Annotated in this window: 23 protein-coding genes; 12 read left to right on the top strand and 11 right to left on the bottom strand. The window is 55.9% G+C overall.

Annotated elements, in window-relative coordinates; translation table 11 throughout:
* Position 1 precedes the first annotated feature (1 nt).
* The 7 genes from fabD to D5270_RS06395 all read right to left on the bottom strand — a co-directional run bounded on the left by fabD (position 2) and on the right by D5270_RS06395 (position 4,610).
* Complete coding sequence (gene fabD / locus D5270_RS06425) at positions 2-913, bottom strand: ACP S-malonyltransferase (protein WP_166543290.1); 912 nt, start codon at positions 911-913, stop codon at positions 2-4.
* Entirely contained in the window at positions 906-1,124 is a 219-nt protein-coding gene (locus D5270_RS06420; RefSeq protein ID WP_166543289.1) for a hypothetical protein, read from the bottom strand. The genes fabD and D5270_RS06420 overlap by 8 nt, the downstream gene beginning before the upstream one ends.
* A gap of 24 nt (positions 1,125-1,148) precedes the next feature.
* On the bottom strand, positions 1,149-2,093 hold the full coding sequence (locus D5270_RS06415; protein WP_166543288.1) for a nitronate monooxygenase: 945 nt from the start codon (positions 2,091-2,093) through the stop codon (positions 1,149-1,151).
* A 24-nt stretch (positions 2,094-2,117) separates the two neighbouring features.
* The gene (locus D5270_RS06410; protein ID WP_166543287.1) at positions 2,118-3,074 is read right to left on the bottom strand and encodes a 3-oxoacyl-ACP synthase III family protein; all 957 of its coding nucleotides are present in this window, start codon (positions 3,072-3,074) and stop codon (positions 2,118-2,120) included.
* 81 nt (positions 3,075-3,155) lie between these two features.
* Positions 3,156-3,701, bottom strand: coding sequence for a hypothetical protein (locus D5270_RS06405; protein ID WP_166543286.1), 546 nt, complete (start codon positions 3,699-3,701; stop codon positions 3,156-3,158).
* Entirely contained in the window at positions 3,694-4,131 is a 438-nt protein-coding gene (locus D5270_RS06400) for a GNAT family N-acetyltransferase (RefSeq protein ID WP_166543285.1), read from the bottom strand. Before D5270_RS06400 ends, D5270_RS06405 begins: the two co-directional genes overlap by 8 nt.
* Before the next feature lie 11 nt (positions 4,132-4,142).
* A complete protein-coding gene (locus D5270_RS06395) occupies positions 4,143-4,610 on the bottom strand; it encodes a metallophosphoesterase family protein (RefSeq protein ID WP_166543284.1) in 468 nt (155 codons plus the stop codon).
* Between the two features lie 90 nt (positions 4,611-4,700).
* Here D5270_RS06395 and D5270_RS06390 point away from each other — a divergent pair, with 90 nt between their 5' ends.
* From D5270_RS06390 to D5270_RS06380, 3 genes are read left to right on the top strand one after another with little or no spacing between them, the layout of a single operon-like run.
* Positions 4,701-4,952 (top strand): hypothetical protein, encoded by a 252-nt coding sequence (locus D5270_RS06390; protein ID WP_166543283.1) that lies wholly within the window; start codon positions 4,701-4,703, stop codon positions 4,950-4,952.
* A 46-nt stretch (positions 4,953-4,998) separates the two neighbouring features.
* Entirely contained in the window at positions 4,999-5,460 is a 462-nt protein-coding gene (locus D5270_RS06385) for a hypothetical protein (protein WP_166543282.1), read from the top strand.
* Between the two features lie 12 nt (positions 5,461-5,472).
* A complete protein-coding gene (locus tag D5270_RS06380) occupies positions 5,473-5,817 on the top strand; it encodes a hypothetical protein (RefSeq protein WP_166543281.1) in 345 nt (114 codons plus the stop codon).
* Positions 5,818-5,857: 40 nt separating this feature from the next.
* On the opposite strand, the gene mnmA is transcribed toward D5270_RS06380, so the two are convergent.
* Together mnmA and D5270_RS06370 are read right to left on the bottom strand one after the other, a co-directional pair.
* Positions 5,858-6,949, bottom strand: coding sequence for a tRNA 2-thiouridine(34) synthase MnmA (gene mnmA / locus D5270_RS06375; protein ID WP_166543280.1), 1,092 nt, complete (start codon positions 6,947-6,949; stop codon positions 5,858-5,860).
* Entirely contained in the window at positions 6,946-8,439 is a 1,494-nt protein-coding gene (locus D5270_RS06370; protein WP_207709314.1) for a phosphomannomutase/phosphoglucomutase, read from the bottom strand. The genes mnmA and D5270_RS06370 overlap by 4 nt, the downstream gene beginning before the upstream one ends.
* A 191-nt stretch (positions 8,440-8,630) precedes the next feature.
* On the opposite strand from D5270_RS06370, the gene D5270_RS06365 reads away from it, so the two are divergent.
* The 6 genes from D5270_RS06365 to D5270_RS06340 all read left to right on the top strand — a co-directional run bounded on the left by D5270_RS06365 (position 8,631) and on the right by D5270_RS06340 (position 13,353).
* Positions 8,631-9,521: a YihY/virulence factor BrkB family protein gene (locus D5270_RS06365; RefSeq protein WP_166543278.1), complete on the top strand. Its 891-nt coding sequence runs from the start codon at positions 8,631-8,633 to the stop codon at positions 9,519-9,521.
* Complete coding sequence (locus D5270_RS06360; protein WP_166543277.1) at positions 9,518-9,937, top strand: DUF3842 family protein; 420 nt, start codon at positions 9,518-9,520, stop codon at positions 9,935-9,937. Before D5270_RS06365 ends, D5270_RS06360 begins: the two co-directional genes overlap by 4 nt.
* A gap of 10 nt (positions 9,938-9,947) precedes the next feature.
* Positions 9,948-10,448, top strand: coding sequence for an NUDIX hydrolase (locus tag D5270_RS06355; RefSeq protein WP_166543276.1), 501 nt, complete (start codon positions 9,948-9,950; stop codon positions 10,446-10,448).
* A gap of 16 nt (positions 10,449-10,464) precedes the next feature.
* Complete coding sequence (gene rimO / locus D5270_RS06350) at positions 10,465-11,802, top strand: 30S ribosomal protein S12 methylthiotransferase RimO (RefSeq protein WP_166543275.1); 1,338 nt, start codon at positions 10,465-10,467, stop codon at positions 11,800-11,802.
* Positions 11,803-11,824: 22 nt separating this feature from the next.
* The gene (gene pgsA, locus D5270_RS06345; RefSeq protein ID WP_330587415.1) at positions 11,825-12,397 is read left to right on the top strand and encodes a CDP-diacylglycerol--glycerol-3-phosphate 3-phosphatidyltransferase; all 573 of its coding nucleotides are present in this window, start codon (positions 11,825-11,827) and stop codon (positions 12,395-12,397) included.
* Positions 12,398-12,477: 80 nt separating this feature from the next.
* Positions 12,478-13,353: an AraC family transcriptional regulator gene (locus D5270_RS06340; protein WP_166543274.1), complete on the top strand. Its 876-nt coding sequence runs from the start codon at positions 12,478-12,480 to the stop codon at positions 13,351-13,353.
* A 69-nt stretch (positions 13,354-13,422) separates the two neighbouring features.
* Here the strand turns inward: D5270_RS06340 and D5270_RS06335 are convergent, their stop codons facing one another.
* Positions 13,423-13,617 (bottom strand): ribbon-helix-helix protein, CopG family, encoded by a 195-nt coding sequence (locus tag D5270_RS06335; protein ID WP_166543273.1) that lies wholly within the window; start codon positions 13,615-13,617, stop codon positions 13,423-13,425.
* 295 nt (positions 13,618-13,912) lie between these two features.
* Between D5270_RS06335 and D5270_RS06330 the strand changes: the two genes are divergently transcribed.
* Genes D5270_RS06330 through D5270_RS06320 form a run of 3 tightly spaced genes read left to right on the top strand, consistent with a single transcriptional unit; the run spans position 13,913 to position 15,529 of the window.
* Entirely contained in the window at positions 13,913-14,347 is a 435-nt protein-coding gene (locus D5270_RS06330) for a cell wall hydrolase (protein WP_166543272.1), read from the top strand.
* 32 nt (positions 14,348-14,379) lie between these two features.
* On the top strand, positions 14,380-14,802 hold the full coding sequence (locus D5270_RS06325) for a hypothetical protein (RefSeq protein ID WP_166543271.1): 423 nt from the start codon (positions 14,380-14,382) through the stop codon (positions 14,800-14,802).
* A gap of 40 nt (positions 14,803-14,842) precedes the next feature.
* Complete coding sequence (locus tag D5270_RS06320; protein ID WP_166543270.1) at positions 14,843-15,529, top strand: hypothetical protein; 687 nt, start codon at positions 14,843-14,845, stop codon at positions 15,527-15,529.
* Here D5270_RS06320 and trxB read toward each other — a convergent pair.
* Complete coding sequence (gene trxB / locus D5270_RS06315) at positions 15,498-16,394, bottom strand: thioredoxin-disulfide reductase (protein ID WP_166543339.1); 897 nt, start codon at positions 16,392-16,394, stop codon at positions 15,498-15,500. The genes D5270_RS06320 and trxB overlap by 32 nt on opposite strands.
* Between the last annotated feature and the right edge of the window lie 17 nt (positions 16,395-16,411).

Below are 16,411 nucleotides of genomic sequence, written 5' to 3'. Positions count from 1 at the left end.
TTTATATAATCTCGCTCAGAGCGGCATTCAGTGTTTCCGCATCCTGCACCTGAAAGACTCTGGCGGTTTTAACAGTCTTCTTTATGAGCCCGCACAGGGTCTTGCCCGGGCCGCACTCAAGGAAGGTGTCAACGCCCTGCGCGGCCAGGGCCTCAACGGTCTCCTGCCAGCGCACCGGGCTCTTGACCTGGCTCACCAGCAATTCCTTGGCATTATCGCTATAGGGCTTTGCCGTAAAGTTTGCATACACCGGCAGTCGGGGCCTGCCCAGCGCAATATTTGCGAGCACATCCTCAAGCTCACTGGCGGCGCTCTCCATAAAGGGTGAATGGAACCCGCCGCTCACGGCTAGCGGCGCCGCACGGCCTCCCTCTGCCTTAACAAGCTCCTGGAACTCCTTTAGCTGGCCGGACTCCCCGGCCACCACAAGCTGTCCCGGGCAGTTATAGTTCACAGGCCAGACCTTTGTGAATTTCCCGCAGAGCTCCTCGACCTTATCATTTGTAAGCTTCAGCACCGCCGCCATGCTGCCGGGATTCTCCTCGGCGGCCTTCTGCATGGCCTCGGCCCGCCTGCATACGAACTCAAAGCCTGATTTATCGGTGAAGATACCTGCGAAAGCCGCCGCCGCAACCTCGCCTAACGAAAACCCGGCGGCATAGTCCGCGCGTACGCCCTTCTCCTCCAGGGCTTTAGCTGCAGCTAAGTCCACGCAGTAGAGACAGGGCTGGGTGTTCTTTGTAACCGAGAGCTCCTCCAGTGTTCCTGAAAAGCACTGACTTGAGGTGCCGGGACGCAGGCTGTCAGCAAGCTCAAAGACGAATTTTGCTGCGGGGCTCGCCTCACATAGGGACTGTCCCATCCCCGGATACTGGGCCCCCTGGCCTGAGAAAACGAATGCTATTTTACCCATTTTTACTCTCCGTTTCAGCTTTGGATTTATCCAGCTCCTGCAGAGCTTCTGTTACGCCATTCTTAACGGCGTTACGCATACTGACCTCAATGTTCCATAGGGCGTCCTTGATTCCCTGGGTTACGGCTGCTTTAACTATAAAGTACAAAACTGCGCAGGATACCGACAGGACTATGAGAAACAGTATAATTACAAGTATAGTAGGTTCCAAAAGAAGTTTACCTCCCGATTAGGCTCAAGCCAGCCACTTTCCGGCCCCGCTCAGCACTTTCTCAGCTTCCGAGAACATTTCCACAATTATCTCGGCGGCGGGCTGCTCCTTATTCACCATCCCGGCTATCTGACCGGCGAGAAAATCTCCTGTCTTTTCGTCACCCTCTATAGCGGCCCGGTACAGAGCTCCACGCCCAAGCTCCTCCAGCTCCTCGTCGGATATCTGGCTGTACTCAGCCTTAAAGAAATCCTTAGCGAACTGGTTTTTTATCTGCCTTACAGGATGTCCCAGTCGCTTACCGGTCACCATGGTAGCTATATCATTAGCTTTAAGCACCTTTTTTTTATAATTTGGGTGTACTCCGCACTCATTTGCCACTAAGAACCTTGTGCCGACCTGCACGCCCACCGCGCCCAGCTGGAAGGCGGCGGCAATGCCTCTGCCGTCGGCAATGCCTCCGGCGGCCAGCACCGGCAAGTCGGTGGCGTCACATACCTGGGGGACCAGCACCATGGTGGTGAGGTCGCCCACATGCCCGCCGGACTCGCCGCCTTCAGCTATTATGGCGGAGGCCCCGGCCTTTGTCACCAGCTTTGCCATAGCTACGGAGGCCACCACAGGCACTACCTTCACCCCGGTCTCAAGCCACATGGGCATATATTTTGACGGATTTCCCGCGCCGGTGGTGACGACAGCCACCCGCTCCTTTGCCGCCAGCTCCGCCACCTCAGCGGCGAAGGGAGACATGAGCATGATGTTCACACCAAAGGGCTTGTCTGTAAGAGAGCGGCAGAGGTCTATCTGCTCTTTAAGATATTGGGCGTTTGCGTTCATGGCCGAGATAATTCCCAGGCCGCCGCCGTTTGAGACGGCTGCCGCCAGCTTTCCGTCGGATATCCAGGCCATGCCTCCCTGAAAGATGGGGTACTCTATCCCCAAAAGCTCACATAGTGGAGTCCTTATCATAACTATATTCCCCCTAAATTTACTTTACCACCTGATAACGCAGGCCGCGCTGGAGAGGCCGCCGCCGAAAGCAGCCATAACAACGTAGTCTCCGCGCTTTATCTGCCCCGAACGCACGGCCCTGTCCAGCAGTATGGGCTCGCTTGCCGAAGAGGTATTGCCCACCTCCTGGATATTTGCCAGGAACTTCTCCGGCGCTATTTCCGGCAGCCTTCTTGAGGCCTCGCTTATAATGCGCAGGTTTGCCTGGTGGGGTATCACCGCAGAGACCTGCTCCCCGGAGATACCCGCCTGCTCCATGACGGAGCGGATATCGTTTACCATGGAGGTCACCGCAAACTTATAAGTGTCCTGGCCCTTCATAAATACACAGTTCTTTTTCTGCTCCACCTGATAGAAAGGGGAGTTGTTCCAGCCGGTGGGGATGTCTATAACATCGTCGCCGCCTTGGGTGTGCAGCTCCGAAGCAAGATAGCTGTCGCCGACGCCCAGCACTACGGCCCCGGCGCCGTCTCCAAAGATACAGCAGGTGGAGCGGTCCGTCCAGTCGATAAGCCCGCTCATGCGCTCACTGCTGACCACCAGCACCTTTTTTACCGTGCCCCTGGAGAAGAAGCCAGCGGCTATTTCCAGCCCAAATAAGAAGCCCGGGCAGGCGGCGTTTATATCAAAGGCCGGGCATTTTGCCCCCAAACGCTTCTGTACCATGCTGGCAAGGCCCGGGGAGATACTGTCGGCGCTTACAGAGGTGCCGATAATAAGGTCCAGCTCCGGGGCGTCGACCCCCGCTGACTCAAGGGCCCGGGCAGCTGCCTTAGCTGCCATGTCCGTATTGCTCTCGGTGGTGCACACATGGCGCTCCTTCACGCCCACGCGTTTGGTTATCCACTCGTCTGAGGTGTCCACCATTTTGGACAGCTCCTCATTGGTTATAACCTTTTCCGGCAGAAAGCTGCCCGTGCCAAGTATCTGAAAGCTCATAATCTGTTAGCTCCTCTCTCTGAGAGCCGGGGAAATATCAGGCTCACAACTTTCTTATTATAAAGTATTTTCCAGGGTTTGTCAATGAGGGCGGGCCCCCCGGCGGAAAGCTATTTTGGCTATTTTCATGCGGTTATACCGCTGTATGACCGCAAATGACAGGTCAAAGGCCGCCCCGCACAGCGAGGTAGCAAGAAAGACCCAGAAGGCCCCAAACCAGATGTGGGCAATAAGCGGCACGAAGCTCAATGCCGCGATGACCTCGTGCACCCGCTCGGCACAGCACATATTAACGGCGATATCCTCCCAGCTGTGCAGCTTTGGGGAGAAGTCCTCCGGGCTGTAGGTGGGCATTTTATTCTTCCAGCGCTTTACCCTCAGAAGCTTGTACATCCTATGCTCCCAGGGCCGCACTTTGTACCAGCCCTTAGTATAGTTCAGGCGTATGAAAGCCGGACTGCCCAGCGCCGTGCCTATAATCAGCCGCATAAGGAGATGGTACGATATGGTGCCGAAAGTTATGGCAAGGGTAAGGAACATGCTGAGGGGGAAGATACTGTACAGCGCGGCGGCGAGGACGGCGGATATAAGGCTCAGCGCTGCTGTGAACTTCAATATCTTAGGCATGGAACCACTTTACCATCTGCACAAAGTTTCCGGCGTTCTTATACCCTTCCTTACCGTAGAAATGGGCGTGCATACCGTCGTTTACAGCGCTCAGCTCTATCCCCGCAGCCCCAAGCTCCCGCACCCGGCGCTCGGTCTCCCGGAGAAGGGCCGTTCCCAAGCCCCTGCCCTGGCTGGAGAGGCCTATGACAATCTCTTCCAGCATGAAGGACACAAGATCGTCGTACTGCTTGAAATAGCCCACCACAAAACCTATGGGGTTGTTCCCGTCTTCCATGAGGAGTCCGTGCCCGCCGTCCATGCCAAGCACCTGACGTATGCGCCGCCCGGCAGTCTCTTCCGTCCATTCGCCATCCTCACAGGTATTATAGTAGTCAATATAGAGTGGCAGGACACTCCGGGCGTCGCTTATGGTCATCTCTCTGTACATAATTTCTCCTCTCACGGCAGCTTCATCACATTGAGAACTATGCCCTGCTCCGTGATATCAATAATCCCATAGGTGGGCTCCCAGCCGCTGAGCCGCCCGGGATTCATAATATACAGCCCGTCCTCATAGTCCTCCCGGGGCTTATGCGTGTGCCCAAAGAGCACAATATCCGCTTTCCTGGAGCGGGCCTCGGTGATTATGGTATAGTCTCCGGACTTCACGCCGTACATATGCCCGTGGGTAAAAAAGAGCTTTCTGTCCCCGGCCATATACTCGCCTGTCTCAGGCACGGAGCTGCCCCAGTCGCAGTTCCCCCTCACCTGCAGGAAGGTCTTGTTGGGAAAGGAGAACCTTACCTTCTCAACATCCTCGCCGCCGTCACCCAGATGTATGACAATGTCGGCGCTGGGCTGGGCAAGTATCGCGCGGCGAAGGCTTCCGGAGTCTCCGTGAGTGTCTGACGTCACCAAAATACGCATTAAAATACCTCACATTCTAAAAATTATGAATCAAGCTTGCGAACCCTGCATAATATGGACAGAAGCCATATGAGAGGGAGGGTCCCCAAAATGAACGGGAACAATATGGACAACAGCAAGCTGGAAGCTCTGCTGAAGATAACAGCCCAGCGCCTGGGTTCAACACCCGAGGCGCTGAAGAAAGCCGCCCAGGACGGCACGCTCTCCCAGCTGCTGGGCAATGCCAGCCCGGGCGACAGCGCCGCCATGCAGAAGGTTCTCTCAGACCCGGACGCGGCTAAGAAGCTTTTAGCAACGCCCCAGGCACAGAAACTCATTCAAATGCTCCAGGGCGGTAAATAACCAAATTCAATAAACACCAAACACCACAAAAAAGGGGGCGAGGCATATGGACGGCCTGGAACAACAGCTCAGCCAGTTTTTATCCGACCCAAACAGCATGAAGCAGCTGCAGGGCATGATAAGCTCGCTGGGGCTGAATAATCAGCAAAGCGGCGGGAGCGACAGCCAGCAGCCCGCCCCAGACCATGCTCAGGGAATGCCGGACATGTCGGCCCTTGCCGGTATGCTCGGGGCGCTGGGCGGGGGGCAGACGGCGGCTTCGCCTCAGGCTCAGGGCCCCGAAGGGCCGGATACCCTGGCGATGGTGGCAAAGCTTGCCCCTATGCTCAGCCAGCTAAACCGGGAGGACGACTCCACCCGCCTGCTGACGGCCCTCAGGCCGCTGCTGGGCCCGGAGCGGCGCAGGAAGATAGACGAGGCCGTGAAGATACTGCAGATGATGCGCCTGCTGCCAATGCTGCGGGACATGGGGGGCCTGGCAGGGCTTATGCCCGGGCTGGGGCTGTAAGGAGGTTGGCCTATGCCTGAGATGGATATGCGGCGAATGCAGGAGGAGGCGGCGCGCAGGGCCAGGGAGATGCAGTCCCGGGCAAGGCAGGGAAGGCCCCGGCCTGCAAGCGCCCCTGAGCCCGAGCCCCCCGCCGCCGAACATAAGCCGCCCGAGCCTCCGCCTCCGGTGGAGCAGCCAATGCCGCCGGCAGCAATCCCTCCGGCTTCGGTCTCAACAGGAGAGCCGCCTAAAAGCCTGTTAGAGGAGCTCTTTAGGGACCGGGAGCGCACCATGCTGCTGGCGTTATTACTTATACTGGGGGGCGAGGAGGGAAACACCGAGCTGATGTTTGCACTCCTGTTTCTGCTGATGTAGACGGTACAAAAGGCGCTGCCAAAGGCGGCGCTTTTTACTGTCAGCAGATAGTCCCGCCGCCTATAACCGTATCGCCGTCATACATCACTACGGCCTGCCCGCGGGTTATGGCGCGCTGGGGCCGGTCAAAGTGCAGCGTGAGCTCGTCCGGCCCGGTCTGCACCGCCGTTGCCGGCTGTTCCTTATGCCTATAACGTATCTTGGCTGTAACCCGAAGGGGCTCCTTTATACTTTCGACGGCTATAAAGTTTAAATCCCTGGCTATAAGCCTGTCTGAAAACAGCTCGTTATCTTCCCCGAGAATGACCTGATTTTTCAGCGGGACTATGCCGCACACATACATAGGCTGGGAAAAGCTCAGCCCCAGCCCCTTGCGCTGGCCTATGGTGTAGCGGATTATGCCTCTGTGCCGCCCGTACACCTGTCCGGAGGTCCCCACAAAATCCCCAGGCTCAGGAGAGGCGCCGGTGTACCGCTCTATGAACCCTGCGTAATCCCCATCTGGCACAAAGCAGATATCCTGGCTCTCCTGCCGGCGGGCATTGATAAACCCGGACTCTTCGGCAAGCTGCCGCACCTGGGGCTTGGTGAGCCCGCCTAATGGCAGCAGCAGGTGTGAAAGCTGGTCCTGGCTGAGGTTATAGAGAAAATAGCTCTGGTCCTTGTCCTCATCTATCCCCTTTTTCAGGAGCCGACGCCCGCTGCCGGAGTCGTGCTCTACCCTGGCATAGTGCCCTGTAGCGACATACTCGCAGCCAATCTCAGCCGCCCGAAGAAAGAGCTTTCCAAGCTTCACATACCTGTTGCAGCTGATACAAGGGTTTGGGGTCCCGCCGCTTTTATAGGTCTCAACAAAGCGGTCCATGACCTCCCGCCGGAAGTCCCCGGCAAAGTTGAACACATAGAAGGGCATATGGAGCCTGTTTGCCACGCTCCTTGCCGCCTCGACGCTCTCAAGTGAGCAGCAGGCCTTTTCTCCCCGGAAATCCTCAGTACTGTCTTCGCCGGAGAACAGCTTTAGGGTCACGCCGATATTGTCATAGCCCTCCTGTTTTAAAAGCAGCGCCGCCACTGAGGAATCCACTCCGCCGCTCATGGCTGTGAGCACCCGGACCCTCTTATCCCCATTCATAGGGCGGAAATATCAAGGCCCCGGCTCTCGCTGATAAAGAAGTCCAGGAGCTTCCCTCGAATTACCTCCGTGCCCCCAGGAACATCGCTCTCGATGTTCACCGGCAGTATGGGGTCGTGGACAGAGAGCCTCACCAGGAACCAGCCCTCACCTTCCCCGGCGGGGAAGGACACCCTTATGCCCTCCCGGTTGTCCGGGGCTGTCTGCCAGCCCTTCTCCTGAGAGTAGGCCTCAAGGCTTTCTATAACTTCGTTGCCCCGGGAACGGAAGTCCTGCTCAAGTATAGGTATGCGTACCTCAAGGGCCTCGGCGGGCTCCCGGAGCTCGCTGAGCATGTCTTCAAGCTCCCGCCCTTCCCGGCGCAGCTCCGCAAGTTTTATGATTATCTTCGTTACAAGATACGCGCCGTCGTCCAGGAAGTAGTTTTCCCTAAGGGCCGCGTGCCCGCTTGTCTCAATGGCAAGAGGACAGTTTACTCCTTCGCCATTGAGTCTTAAAGCCTCATTTATCACGTTCTTATATCCCCTCTGGAACCGGTGGTGCCTGCCCCTGAGGGTGCCCTCTATATACTCACGAAGGCCGTCGGAAGTAATGGAGTCGGTGACTATGGTGCCGCCCGGGGCCCCCTCCAAAGCTATGGCTGAGGCCAGGGCTACAAGCCTGTTGCGGTTTATCTCCCTGCCGTGGCGGTCAACTACGCCTGCACGGTCCACATCGGTATCAAAGATTATACCTAAGTCTGCGCCGGACTCTATAACTGCCCTGGAGGCAAAGCCCATGGCTTCCGTATCCTCCGGATTTGGGATATGATTGGGGAAGCTGCCATCTGGCTCCAGAAACTGGCTGCCGCTGATATCTGCGCCCAGTGGGGCCAGCACTTTTTCTACATAGAAACCGCCCGCGCCGTTGCCAGCGTCCACGGTTATGTGGAAGCCCTCAAGGGGTCGGTAGTAATTGGGAGCATTTATCCCCTTCTCTATCAGTTCCCGCAAATGAGCGGCGTACTGCTCCATATGGTTGGACTCCTGCCAGCTTCCTCCCTCAAATTTATGGGGACATGCCCCCTCTCCAGCCAGAGTCAATACCTCCGCAAGCTCCGGGCTGTCCAGGCCGCCATTCTTTGTGAAGAATTTCAGGCCGTTTCTGTGGAAGGGATGGTGGCTGGCGGTTATCTGTACGGCACAGTCGCATGGGATGTCTATAGTTGCCATGAACATGGACGGCGTTGAGGCCAGCCCGCAGTCGAAGCAGGTGACGCCATAGGGGACAAGGGCCTCCCTAAGGGCGCCGGCTATCCTTGGCCCGGATAGCCTTGAGTCCCGGCCAACCGCCAGCTTCAGCTTATTCGCAGGTATATCCAGGTGCTTTTCACACCAGACTAAGAATGCCCGGGCAATATCAATAACCGCTTCATCGGTCAGCGTTACCGGTCCGCCCTCCGCTGTCTCTATGGCTGCTCCCCGCACATCAGTACCGCTTTTCAGGCGCATATAATCCAATACGACCAACTCCTTTATTTTTAACTAAGAGTATTGTAGCAGAAGCGTGGGGGATAATCAATCTTTTTCTGCCGCTGCCCATATAGGGGCGGACTTGACCGCCCCGGTGCGCTTATGGTATAATACTCAATACATTATTACGCTAATTATCGGAAGCTTCGGGCAGGGAGGTGCATGACACTATGCTGGCATTTATCAAAAAGCAGGTGCTCTGGTTTATGGGCCGCATAACCGAGGACCGCATAGATTCCTCTGCGGCACACAGCGCCTTTTTTCTAATCACCTCCTTTTTGCCCTTCTTAGCGTTTCTGCTGACACTCATGCAGCGCATACACTTCTCCTCAGGGGTCACAATGATAGAGGCCGCGCTGAACCTGCTGCCCGACGCCTTTTCCGCGGCCCTGGGAGAGATAATCCCCAGCCCCATTGAGGCCTCCGGGGTGCTGCCGGTGGCGGTGATAGCAGCGGTGTGGTCCTCCTCCATGGGCATGGTCGCTATAATTAAGGGGCTGGACCATATCTACGAGGCGGAGCAGCCCCGCAATTATATCCTTCTCAGGGTGATGGCAGTGGTATACGTGGTTATGCTGGCGGTGGTGCTCATAGCGGCGGCGGTCCTACTGGTCTTTGGCTCCACCATCTACCGGGCTATCCAGGACCGCTGGCCTGTTGTAGCCGCCCTGCTCATAAACTTTAAATCACTGGTGAGCTTTGTAATGCTCTTTATATTCTTTACCCTGTTATATACCTTTGTGCCACGCCGCCGGGCAAAGTTCCGGCACAATCTTTTGGGAGCGGTATTCGGTGCGGCGGGATGGGTGCTGTTTTCGTACTTTTTCTCGCTGTTTGTTGAGAATTTCTCCAATTTCTCCATTTACGGCAGTCTGGCTACCCTGGTGATAATGATGTTCTGGCTGTTCTTCTGCATGTACATCCTTTTCCTTGGAGGCGAGGTGAGTATGTGGCTGGAGCGGAGCGGTGTGGGCGAGGACTTGAAAAAGCTGCTGGCCGGCAGGGAGAAGCCTGAGGCCGGGACCGTCCAAACGGCAGGAGGGAAACAGGAGGAAGAATGAGAGAGAAAAGGATAGTGGTGATAGACGGCCAGGGCGGGCGCATGGGCTCAGCTATAGTTGCAGGCCTGAAGGCAGAGGATGTGCCCGGGGAAATAATAGCCGTGGGCACAAACTCAGCCGCCACCGCCGCCATGCTCAAGGCCGGGGCTGACGCGGGGGCCACAGGGGAGAATCCTGTAGCCGTCTGCTGCCGGGACGCGGACATAATAATGGGCCCCACAGGAATAATCACAGCCAACGCTCTTTTAGGAGAGATAACCCCCGCTATGGCGGCAGCGGTCTCAGAGAGCCGCGCCCAGAAGCTGTTGATACCGGTGAGCCGCTGTTCGGTAACGGTGGTTGGCGTGCGTGAGCTGCCGCTGGGTGAATACGTGAGGCTTGCGGTACAGGGGGCCAGGGAGCTTTTGGCTCAGTAGGGAGGTACATATGGAGCTTTGGGACATATACGATGAAAACGGAGAGCTTACCGGGCGGACTCTGGAACGGGGCGGCGTGCAGGCCCCCGGGGACTACCATCTGTCTGTGACTGTCACAGTGGTGAACAGCCGTAGAGAGGTGCTCTGCACCCTTAGGAGCATGGAGAAAAGCGTTTATCCCGGAGTATGGGAAAACCCCGGAGGCGGGGTGCTTTCAGGAGAGACAAGCCTTAGCGCCGCTGTGAGGGAGCTTTTAGAGGAAACAGGCATGAGCGCCCTGCCGGAGGAGCTGGTATTTCTCAGCCGCCGGAAGGCCGAGGGCTTCTTCATGGACGTGTATGGCCTCGTAAGGGATGTCCCTGCAGAGGAACTGATATTACAGCCCCATGAGGTGGACGGCGCAAAATGGGTGCCCATAGATGAATGGGAGCAGAAAGCAAAGGTCCGCGAGATACTTGCAGGGGACTATACCGATGAATTTTTCGCGGCAGTACGCAGAATGGTAAAATAGAGGGAGGATAAAGAAGATGGCAGTAAAAGTAGGTATGATAAGCCTGGGGTGCGCAAAGAACCAAGTGGACGGCGAGCTGCTTATGGCAAAGCTGAAAGCGGCGGGATATGAGCTGGTGGACGATGTTGCCATGGCTGATGTTGCTATTGTGAACACCTGTGGCTTTATTGAGAGCGCCCAGAAGGAGTCCATCGACGAGATACTGGAGCTGGGCATGCTTAAAAAGGAGGGCCGCATTAAAAAGCTTGTGGCAACAGGCTGCCTTGCGGAGCGCTTTCAGGGGGAGATTAGGAAGGAGCTGCCGGAGCTGGACGGAGTCCTGGGCATAGGGGCCAACGAGGACCCTGCCAAGTACCTGAGGGATATGCTGGAGTCCGGCCCGATAGAGGCCTTCCCTGAAAAGGAAAAGCTGCCTCTTAGCGGTGACAGGGAGCTCACCACACCCAGCTGGTCGGCCTATCTGAAAATAGCCGAGGGCTGTGACAACCGCTGCTCCTACTGCGCAATACCATATATCCGCGGAGGCTACCGCAGCAGGACAGTGGAGGACATTGAGCAGGAGGCCAGGGCTCTGGCCCGGAATGGGGCGAAGGAGCTGGTGCTAATCGCCCAGGATACCACCCGCTATGGCATTGACCTCTATGGCGAATACTCTCTTGCAAAGCTCTTAAAGCGCTTATCCGGGATAGAGGGCATAAAGTGGCTGAGAGTGCTGTACTGCTATCCCGATGCCATAACCGATGAGCTTTTGGAGGTGATGGCAGATGAAGAAAAGGTACTGCCTTATATAGACCTTCCCCTTCAGCACTGCTCCGGCAAGGTGCTGAGGGCCATGAACCGCCGTGGGGACAGGGAGTCCCTGGAGGCGCTTATTGAGAAGATACGCTCAAAAGTCCCCGGCGTGATACTCCGCACCACACTTATAACCGGCTTCCCCGGGGAGACAGAGGAGGATTTCACCCAGCTTTCAGAATTTGTAAAGACAGTAAAGTTTGACCGCTTGGGCTGCTTTACCTACTCCCGGGAGGAGGGCACCCCCGCCGCCTCCCTTCCGGACCAGCTGGACCAGGAGGAAAAGGAGAGGAGAGCGGGGATAATCGCGGAGCAGCAGATGGACATAACCGGGGAGAAGGGGGAGGCCCTTATCGGCAAGACTGTGGAGTTGCTGGTGGAGGGCTTTGACCGCTACGCCGAGTGCTGGTTTGGACGCTCATATATGGACGCGCCGGATGTGGACGGCAAGATATTCTTCACAGCCCCAGAGAAGCGCCCCACGCTTGGAAGCTTTGTGCAGGTGAAGATAGAGGACTGCATGGAGGGCGATTTGACAGGCTCTCTGGAACTGAATGTCTAAAACTAAAAGGAGCTGGCCTCATATGAAAATGAATCTACCCAATAAGCTTACACTTCTGCGGTGCGCGCTGGTGCCCTTCTTTATGGTGTTCGCGGCTATGACGAAATTCGGCACACAGGATTTCAATCAAATATTCGGCCTTGTTGCCGGAATAATCTTCGCCCTGGCCTCCATAACCGACCTGCTGGACGGCAAGATAGCCAGGAAATACCACCTGGAGACGGACTTCGGACGCTTTGCCGACCCTTTGGCGGACAAAATGCTTACAACAGCCGCGCTTATCTACATGGTGGTGGACGGTGTGTGCAGCCCGATAGTGCTGGCCCTGACCCTATTTCGGGAGTTTGCCGTGGCGGGCATACGCATGGTTGCCGCCTCCAAAAGCAAGGTGATAGCAGCGAATATGTGGGGCAAGGTGAAGACCGTACTGCAGATGTCTACGATACTGCTGTACTACGGCCTGACTGCCATTGCCAGAGGCTCCGACGCCATGGCGGTCTCCTTAATAATCCAGGCGCTCTGCTGGGCGGTGGCTGTGGTGACGGTGGTTTCCGGGGTAATTTATGTTAAGGATAATATTGAGGTCATAAAATAAACCTATCCCATTTTTGCAAGGAATGTGGAGAAAAGCGCCGCTCTCTGCATTAAAATAGACGGCAGAGAGGAGGGATGGCGGTGGACTGGCTCAGAGGTATGAACGGCGTGATGGAGTACCTGGAGGAGAACCTTTCCGGGGATATATCCTATGGAGACATGGCTCGGATGGTCGGCTGCTCGGTCTATGAATTCTCCCGGATATTCTCATTTATGGCCGGAATGCCGGTATCAGAGTATATCCGGCGGAGAAGGCTGTCTCAGGCGGCTTTCGACCTGCAGCATAGCAGGGAGAGGGTTATAGACATAGCTCTCGGGTACGGCTACAATTCCCCCACAGCCTTTGCCCGTGCCTTTAAAGAGCTCCATGGAGTTAGTCCCACAATGGCCCGGCATATGGGCACGCCCCTTAAAACCTATCCGCCTATCTCTTTTCTACTGACTATCAAAGGAGTGAGCGCGATGGAATTTCGTATCCAGCAGATGGGCAGCTTCCAAATTGTGGGCCTCTCGGGGCTTGAGGACCCGGACTGTGGGAACGGGGAGACCCTGACCCCTCTCTGGCGCCGGTTTATGGAGGAGTATGACCCACGGCTCTACGGTGACGGCGGGCAGGGGTGCCTTTACAGCGAGCCTTTCTGCCAGGTGGCGGCGTACAGCTTCAAAACCGAGGGCGGCAGGATGAGAGCTGTAATAGGGGCCCAGTACAGAGGTGTACGCCCGGAGGGTATGGACCTGGAGACTGTGCCCGCCGCTACATGGGCGGTCTTTACTGTGGGCGGCCCTACCGGCTACCCCCACGTGCCTGAGGCCTATGCCCGGATACTGACCCAGTGGTTTCCCTCCAGCGGCTACCGCCGGGACGAGGCTGTCCCCAACCTGGAGGTGTATCCGGCTGGGGATGTCTCAGCTCCCGGGTATACCTGGGAGGTATGGATGCCGGTGAGGGAAAAGTAAAGAGCTTCGCGAAAAAAGGGCTCTCCCTATAGGGAAAGCCCTTTTGCATATTCGTCCCGCTTATCCTTTCTACTCCTCCACCTTCACAATATCCAGCGCCGACTCCAGCAGCATGTTGATAAGCTCGTTGCGGGAGCGGTTGGTCTTTTCAGCCAGGCCGTCCAGACGTTCAATGGTCTCGTCCTTCATGCGTACTGATACTATCTTATGACCGTCGTCCCCACGCCGGGGACGCTTTTTTGTTATCCTTATCTCTTCCGGCATATGCCTCACCTCAATAGGTATTTTACCTTGACAGGCAGGTTTTATCTATGCTATACTTATATAGTTCTAATACACTATATATTTATAGTTATAACCTGCCTGGAGATGAGCGCTCAAATGCAAACTGTAAAACGCCTGCTTCCTATCCTGATAATGCTGCTTATACTAATAGCCCTTGTCCTTTATGGGTACCCTGAGGCCCCTGCGCCACTTATACTGTAATAACACGCCGCTACCAGTCATATCCCCATAGTATTCCTCATATAAATAACCACAAACATAAGGAGGAAGGGACGTGGCGTTTTCTGACAGAGAGCTGCTGGCACGGATAATCGAGTGCGAGGCGGGCGGCGAGGGGGATACCGGGATGCAGGCCGTGGCCTGTGTGGTGATGAACCGGGTGCAGGTGACCTACGGCGAATACGGCAGGCTCCTTACCGTGCGGCAGGTCATCTATCAGCCCAGACAGTTTACCTGCGTGATGGAGACTGTTGGCGGGCAGTACAACATGCAGAACATCTATAATATGCGGCCCACCGATGTGCACTACAGCATTGCAGACTGGGCCATGGCAGGAAACCGGCTGACAAACCTGGGCTTTGCCCTTTGGTATTTCAACCCCTATAAGCCCACCTGCAGGGAGAACTTCCCCTCGCAGGTGGGGAGGTTCGTGATACGCCTGGGGGACCACTGCTTTTATAACCCCACGGAGAGCTACGCGGACACCTGATAATATTCTTTACATTGAAAGGGAGGCAGCTTATGACAGGGAATCAGAGACGTGAGTGCGGCAGGAACTCAGCCGCAATGCGGAGGCTAATGAGCCGGGCAGACTATATGGCAGAGGCCGACGGCGCCGCGGCAATGGACAATTTCGAGCACCCGGTGCAGGAGGACTTCGACTCCGAGGAAATGCGCGGGTCCATGCAGATGATACTGGCCCAAAATATAGGGAACTTTGTTGTTATAGAGTTCCTCATTGGCACCGGGATAATCACCCGCAAACAGGGGATGCTCTATTTTGTGGGCCGGAGCTTTGTGACCTTATATGACGAGGCGGCGAATAATTTCATTATCTGCGACATATTCTCCATTAAGTTCGTATATTTCTACATGCCCAACGACCGTCCGCGGCAGAACTACAACCTGCTGCCGGGAAATAATAACAGTAATATGCATAGGTGATAGCATAAGGGGAGAGGCTTCATAAGGAAGCTGTCTCCCCTTGCTTTTACAGTTTTCAGGATTTATAATAGAGCTGAACGGGGGTGAATATATGGAGTGTTCAATACATCCTTATAGGGAATATATTCCAGAAAACGCCTCAAAACTGATTATAGGCACAATACCGCCCTTTAGATTCTGCGTTTCGGGGGAAAAACGGCTGTATCCCCGGGACGTCGACTTTTACTACGGCTCCAGGGATAACGGCTTCTGGAGCCTAATGTCTGAGGTCACTCAAGTTAAGCTGAGTTATGAAAACACAAAGAAAGCAGTTGACCAACGCAAGCGGCTGCTCAAAGAGCTTAATGCGGGGATAACGGATATCGTAGAAAAATGTATTCACAAAGACGGCAAATCGGACGACGCATCCCTTGAAATAATAGAGCTAAAAGACCTTAATAAACTTCTGCGGAACTACCCAAATATAGAGGAGCTGATTTATACAAGCATATTTGTAGCAAGGCAGGTGAGCAAAATTGCCGATAAAAAACGCCACGCCTGGAGTCCTGAGGACCCCAAGCGTGGGTATGTGGTTATAAATCAGGTTAAATATCCTGTAACTGTCCTGTACTCGCCCTCGCCAAACGCCCTGAGGGGAGTAAGTAAGGAGAAGCGCCTGGCACAGTATAGGGCGGTTTTTGGAGTAAATCAGTTTTTCACATATCAAGAAACTCCTGGGCAGCTGTAGCGGCAACGGCCCCGTCCGAGGCGGCGGTGACTATCTGCCGGAGGGGTTTTGCCCGAAGGTCCCCCGCGGCAAAAACCCCGGGGATACTTGTGCGGCAGTCCTCTCCGGCCACTACATAGCCGGAACTGTCCAGCTCCACCTGGTCCTTAAAGAGCTCAGTTTCAGGCACCTGGCCTACCGCGATGAACACACCGGCGCATTCCAGCTCCCGGAGCCCGCCGGTCTCCTTATGCTCTGCTGTCAGTCCGGTGAGGCGCTGCTCAAAGCGCATCTCCTTTACCACACTGTTCCATATAAACTCTACGTTCCCAGCCTTCTCAAGGTTTTGCTGCTGTACCTGAGGGGCGCGCAGCTTATCCCGGCGGTGTATGAGGTAAACCTTCTCGCATATCCTGGAGAGGTACAGAGCGTCTGCCACGGCGGTATTGCCTCCACCGACCACGGCAACAGTCTTGCCTCGGTAGAACATGCCGTCGCAGGTTGCGCAGTATGAAACTCCCCGGCCCCGCAGCTCACGCTCATTGGGCAGGCCCAGCTCCCTGGGCTGTGCGCCGGTGGCAAGTATAACTGTCCGGGCATTATAGTCCTCCTTGGGAGTGCGCAGAATCTTGACATCCCCCGAGAGCTCCAGGCCGGTGACCTGCGCTGAGATAGTCCTTGCCCCGAAGCGCTCCGCTCCAGCCTTCATATTCATGGCGAGCTCGAAGCCGTTTATGCCGTCGGGAAAGCCGGGGTAGTTGTCTACCATATCTGTCGTGCCCATCTGCCCGCCGGGGGCGAGCTTTTCTATGAGCCCGACGGTGAGCCCGGCCCGGGCGCCGTATAAGGCGGCGGTATACCCGGCGGGGCCGCCGCCGATTATCATCAGGTCAAAGATATCTT

It is taken from the genome of Acutalibacter sp. 1XD8-36, from assembly GCF_009917525.1.
Lineage (GTDB): Bacteria > Bacillota > Clostridia > Oscillospirales > Acutalibacteraceae > Acutalibacter.
Note: the sequence above shows the minus strand (reverse complement) of the source record. Positions and strands in the feature narration are given on the sequence as shown.

Bases quoted from the DNA above. Each gene is read 5' to 3' on its own strand.
- fabD (WP_166543290.1), bottom strand. From the start codon at position 913: ATGGGTAAAATAGCATTCGTTTTCTCAGGCCAGGGGGCCCAGTATCCG.
- D5270_RS06415 (WP_166543288.1), bottom strand. From the start codon at position 2,093: ATGATAAGGACTCCACTATGTGAGCTTTTGGGGATAGAGTACCCCATC.
- D5270_RS06410 (WP_166543287.1), bottom strand. From the start codon at position 3,074: ATGAGCTTTCAGATACTTGGCACGGGCAGCTTTCTGCCGGAAAAGGTT.
- D5270_RS06405 (WP_166543286.1), bottom strand. From the start codon at position 3,701: ATGCCTAAGATATTGAAGTTCACAGCAGCGCTGAGCCTTATATCCGCC.
- D5270_RS06400 (WP_166543285.1), bottom strand. From the start codon at position 4,131: ATGTACAGAGAGATGACCATAAGCGACGCCCGGAGTGTCCTGCCACTC.
- D5270_RS06395 (WP_166543284.1), bottom strand. From the start codon at position 4,610: ATGCGTATTTTGGTGACGTCAGACACTCACGGAGACTCCGGAAGCCTT.
- D5270_RS06390 (WP_166543283.1), top strand. From the start codon at position 4,701: ATGAACGGGAACAATATGGACAACAGCAAGCTGGAAGCTCTGCTGAAG.
- D5270_RS06385 (WP_166543282.1), top strand. From the start codon at position 4,999: ATGGACGGCCTGGAACAACAGCTCAGCCAGTTTTTATCCGACCCAAAC.
- D5270_RS06380 (WP_166543281.1), top strand. From the start codon at position 5,473: ATGCCTGAGATGGATATGCGGCGAATGCAGGAGGAGGCGGCGCGCAGG.
- mnmA (WP_166543280.1), bottom strand. From the start codon at position 6,949: ATGAATGGGGATAAGAGGGTCCGGGTGCTCACAGCCATGAGCGGCGGA.
- D5270_RS06370 (WP_207709314.1), bottom strand. From the start codon at position 8,439: ATGCGCCTGAAAAGCGGTACTGATGTGCGGGGAGCAGCCATAGAGACA.
- D5270_RS06365 (WP_166543278.1), top strand. From the start codon at position 8,631: ATGCTGGCATTTATCAAAAAGCAGGTGCTCTGGTTTATGGGCCGCATA.
- D5270_RS06360 (WP_166543277.1), top strand. From the start codon at position 9,518: ATGAGAGAGAAAAGGATAGTGGTGATAGACGGCCAGGGCGGGCGCATG.
- D5270_RS06355 (WP_166543276.1), top strand. From the start codon at position 9,948: ATGGAGCTTTGGGACATATACGATGAAAACGGAGAGCTTACCGGGCGG.
- rimO (WP_166543275.1), top strand. From the start codon at position 10,465: ATGGCAGTAAAAGTAGGTATGATAAGCCTGGGGTGCGCAAAGAACCAA.
- pgsA (WP_330587415.1), top strand. From the start codon at position 11,825: ATGAAAATGAATCTACCCAATAAGCTTACACTTCTGCGGTGCGCGCTG.
- D5270_RS06335 (WP_166543273.1), bottom strand. From the start codon at position 13,617: ATGCCGGAAGAGATAAGGATAACAAAAAAGCGTCCCCGGCGTGGGGAC.
- D5270_RS06325 (WP_166543271.1), top strand. From the start codon at position 14,380: ATGACAGGGAATCAGAGACGTGAGTGCGGCAGGAACTCAGCCGCAATG.
- trxB (WP_166543339.1), bottom strand. From the start codon at position 16,394: ATGATAATCGGCGGCGGCCCCGCCGGGTATACCGCCGCCTTATACGGC.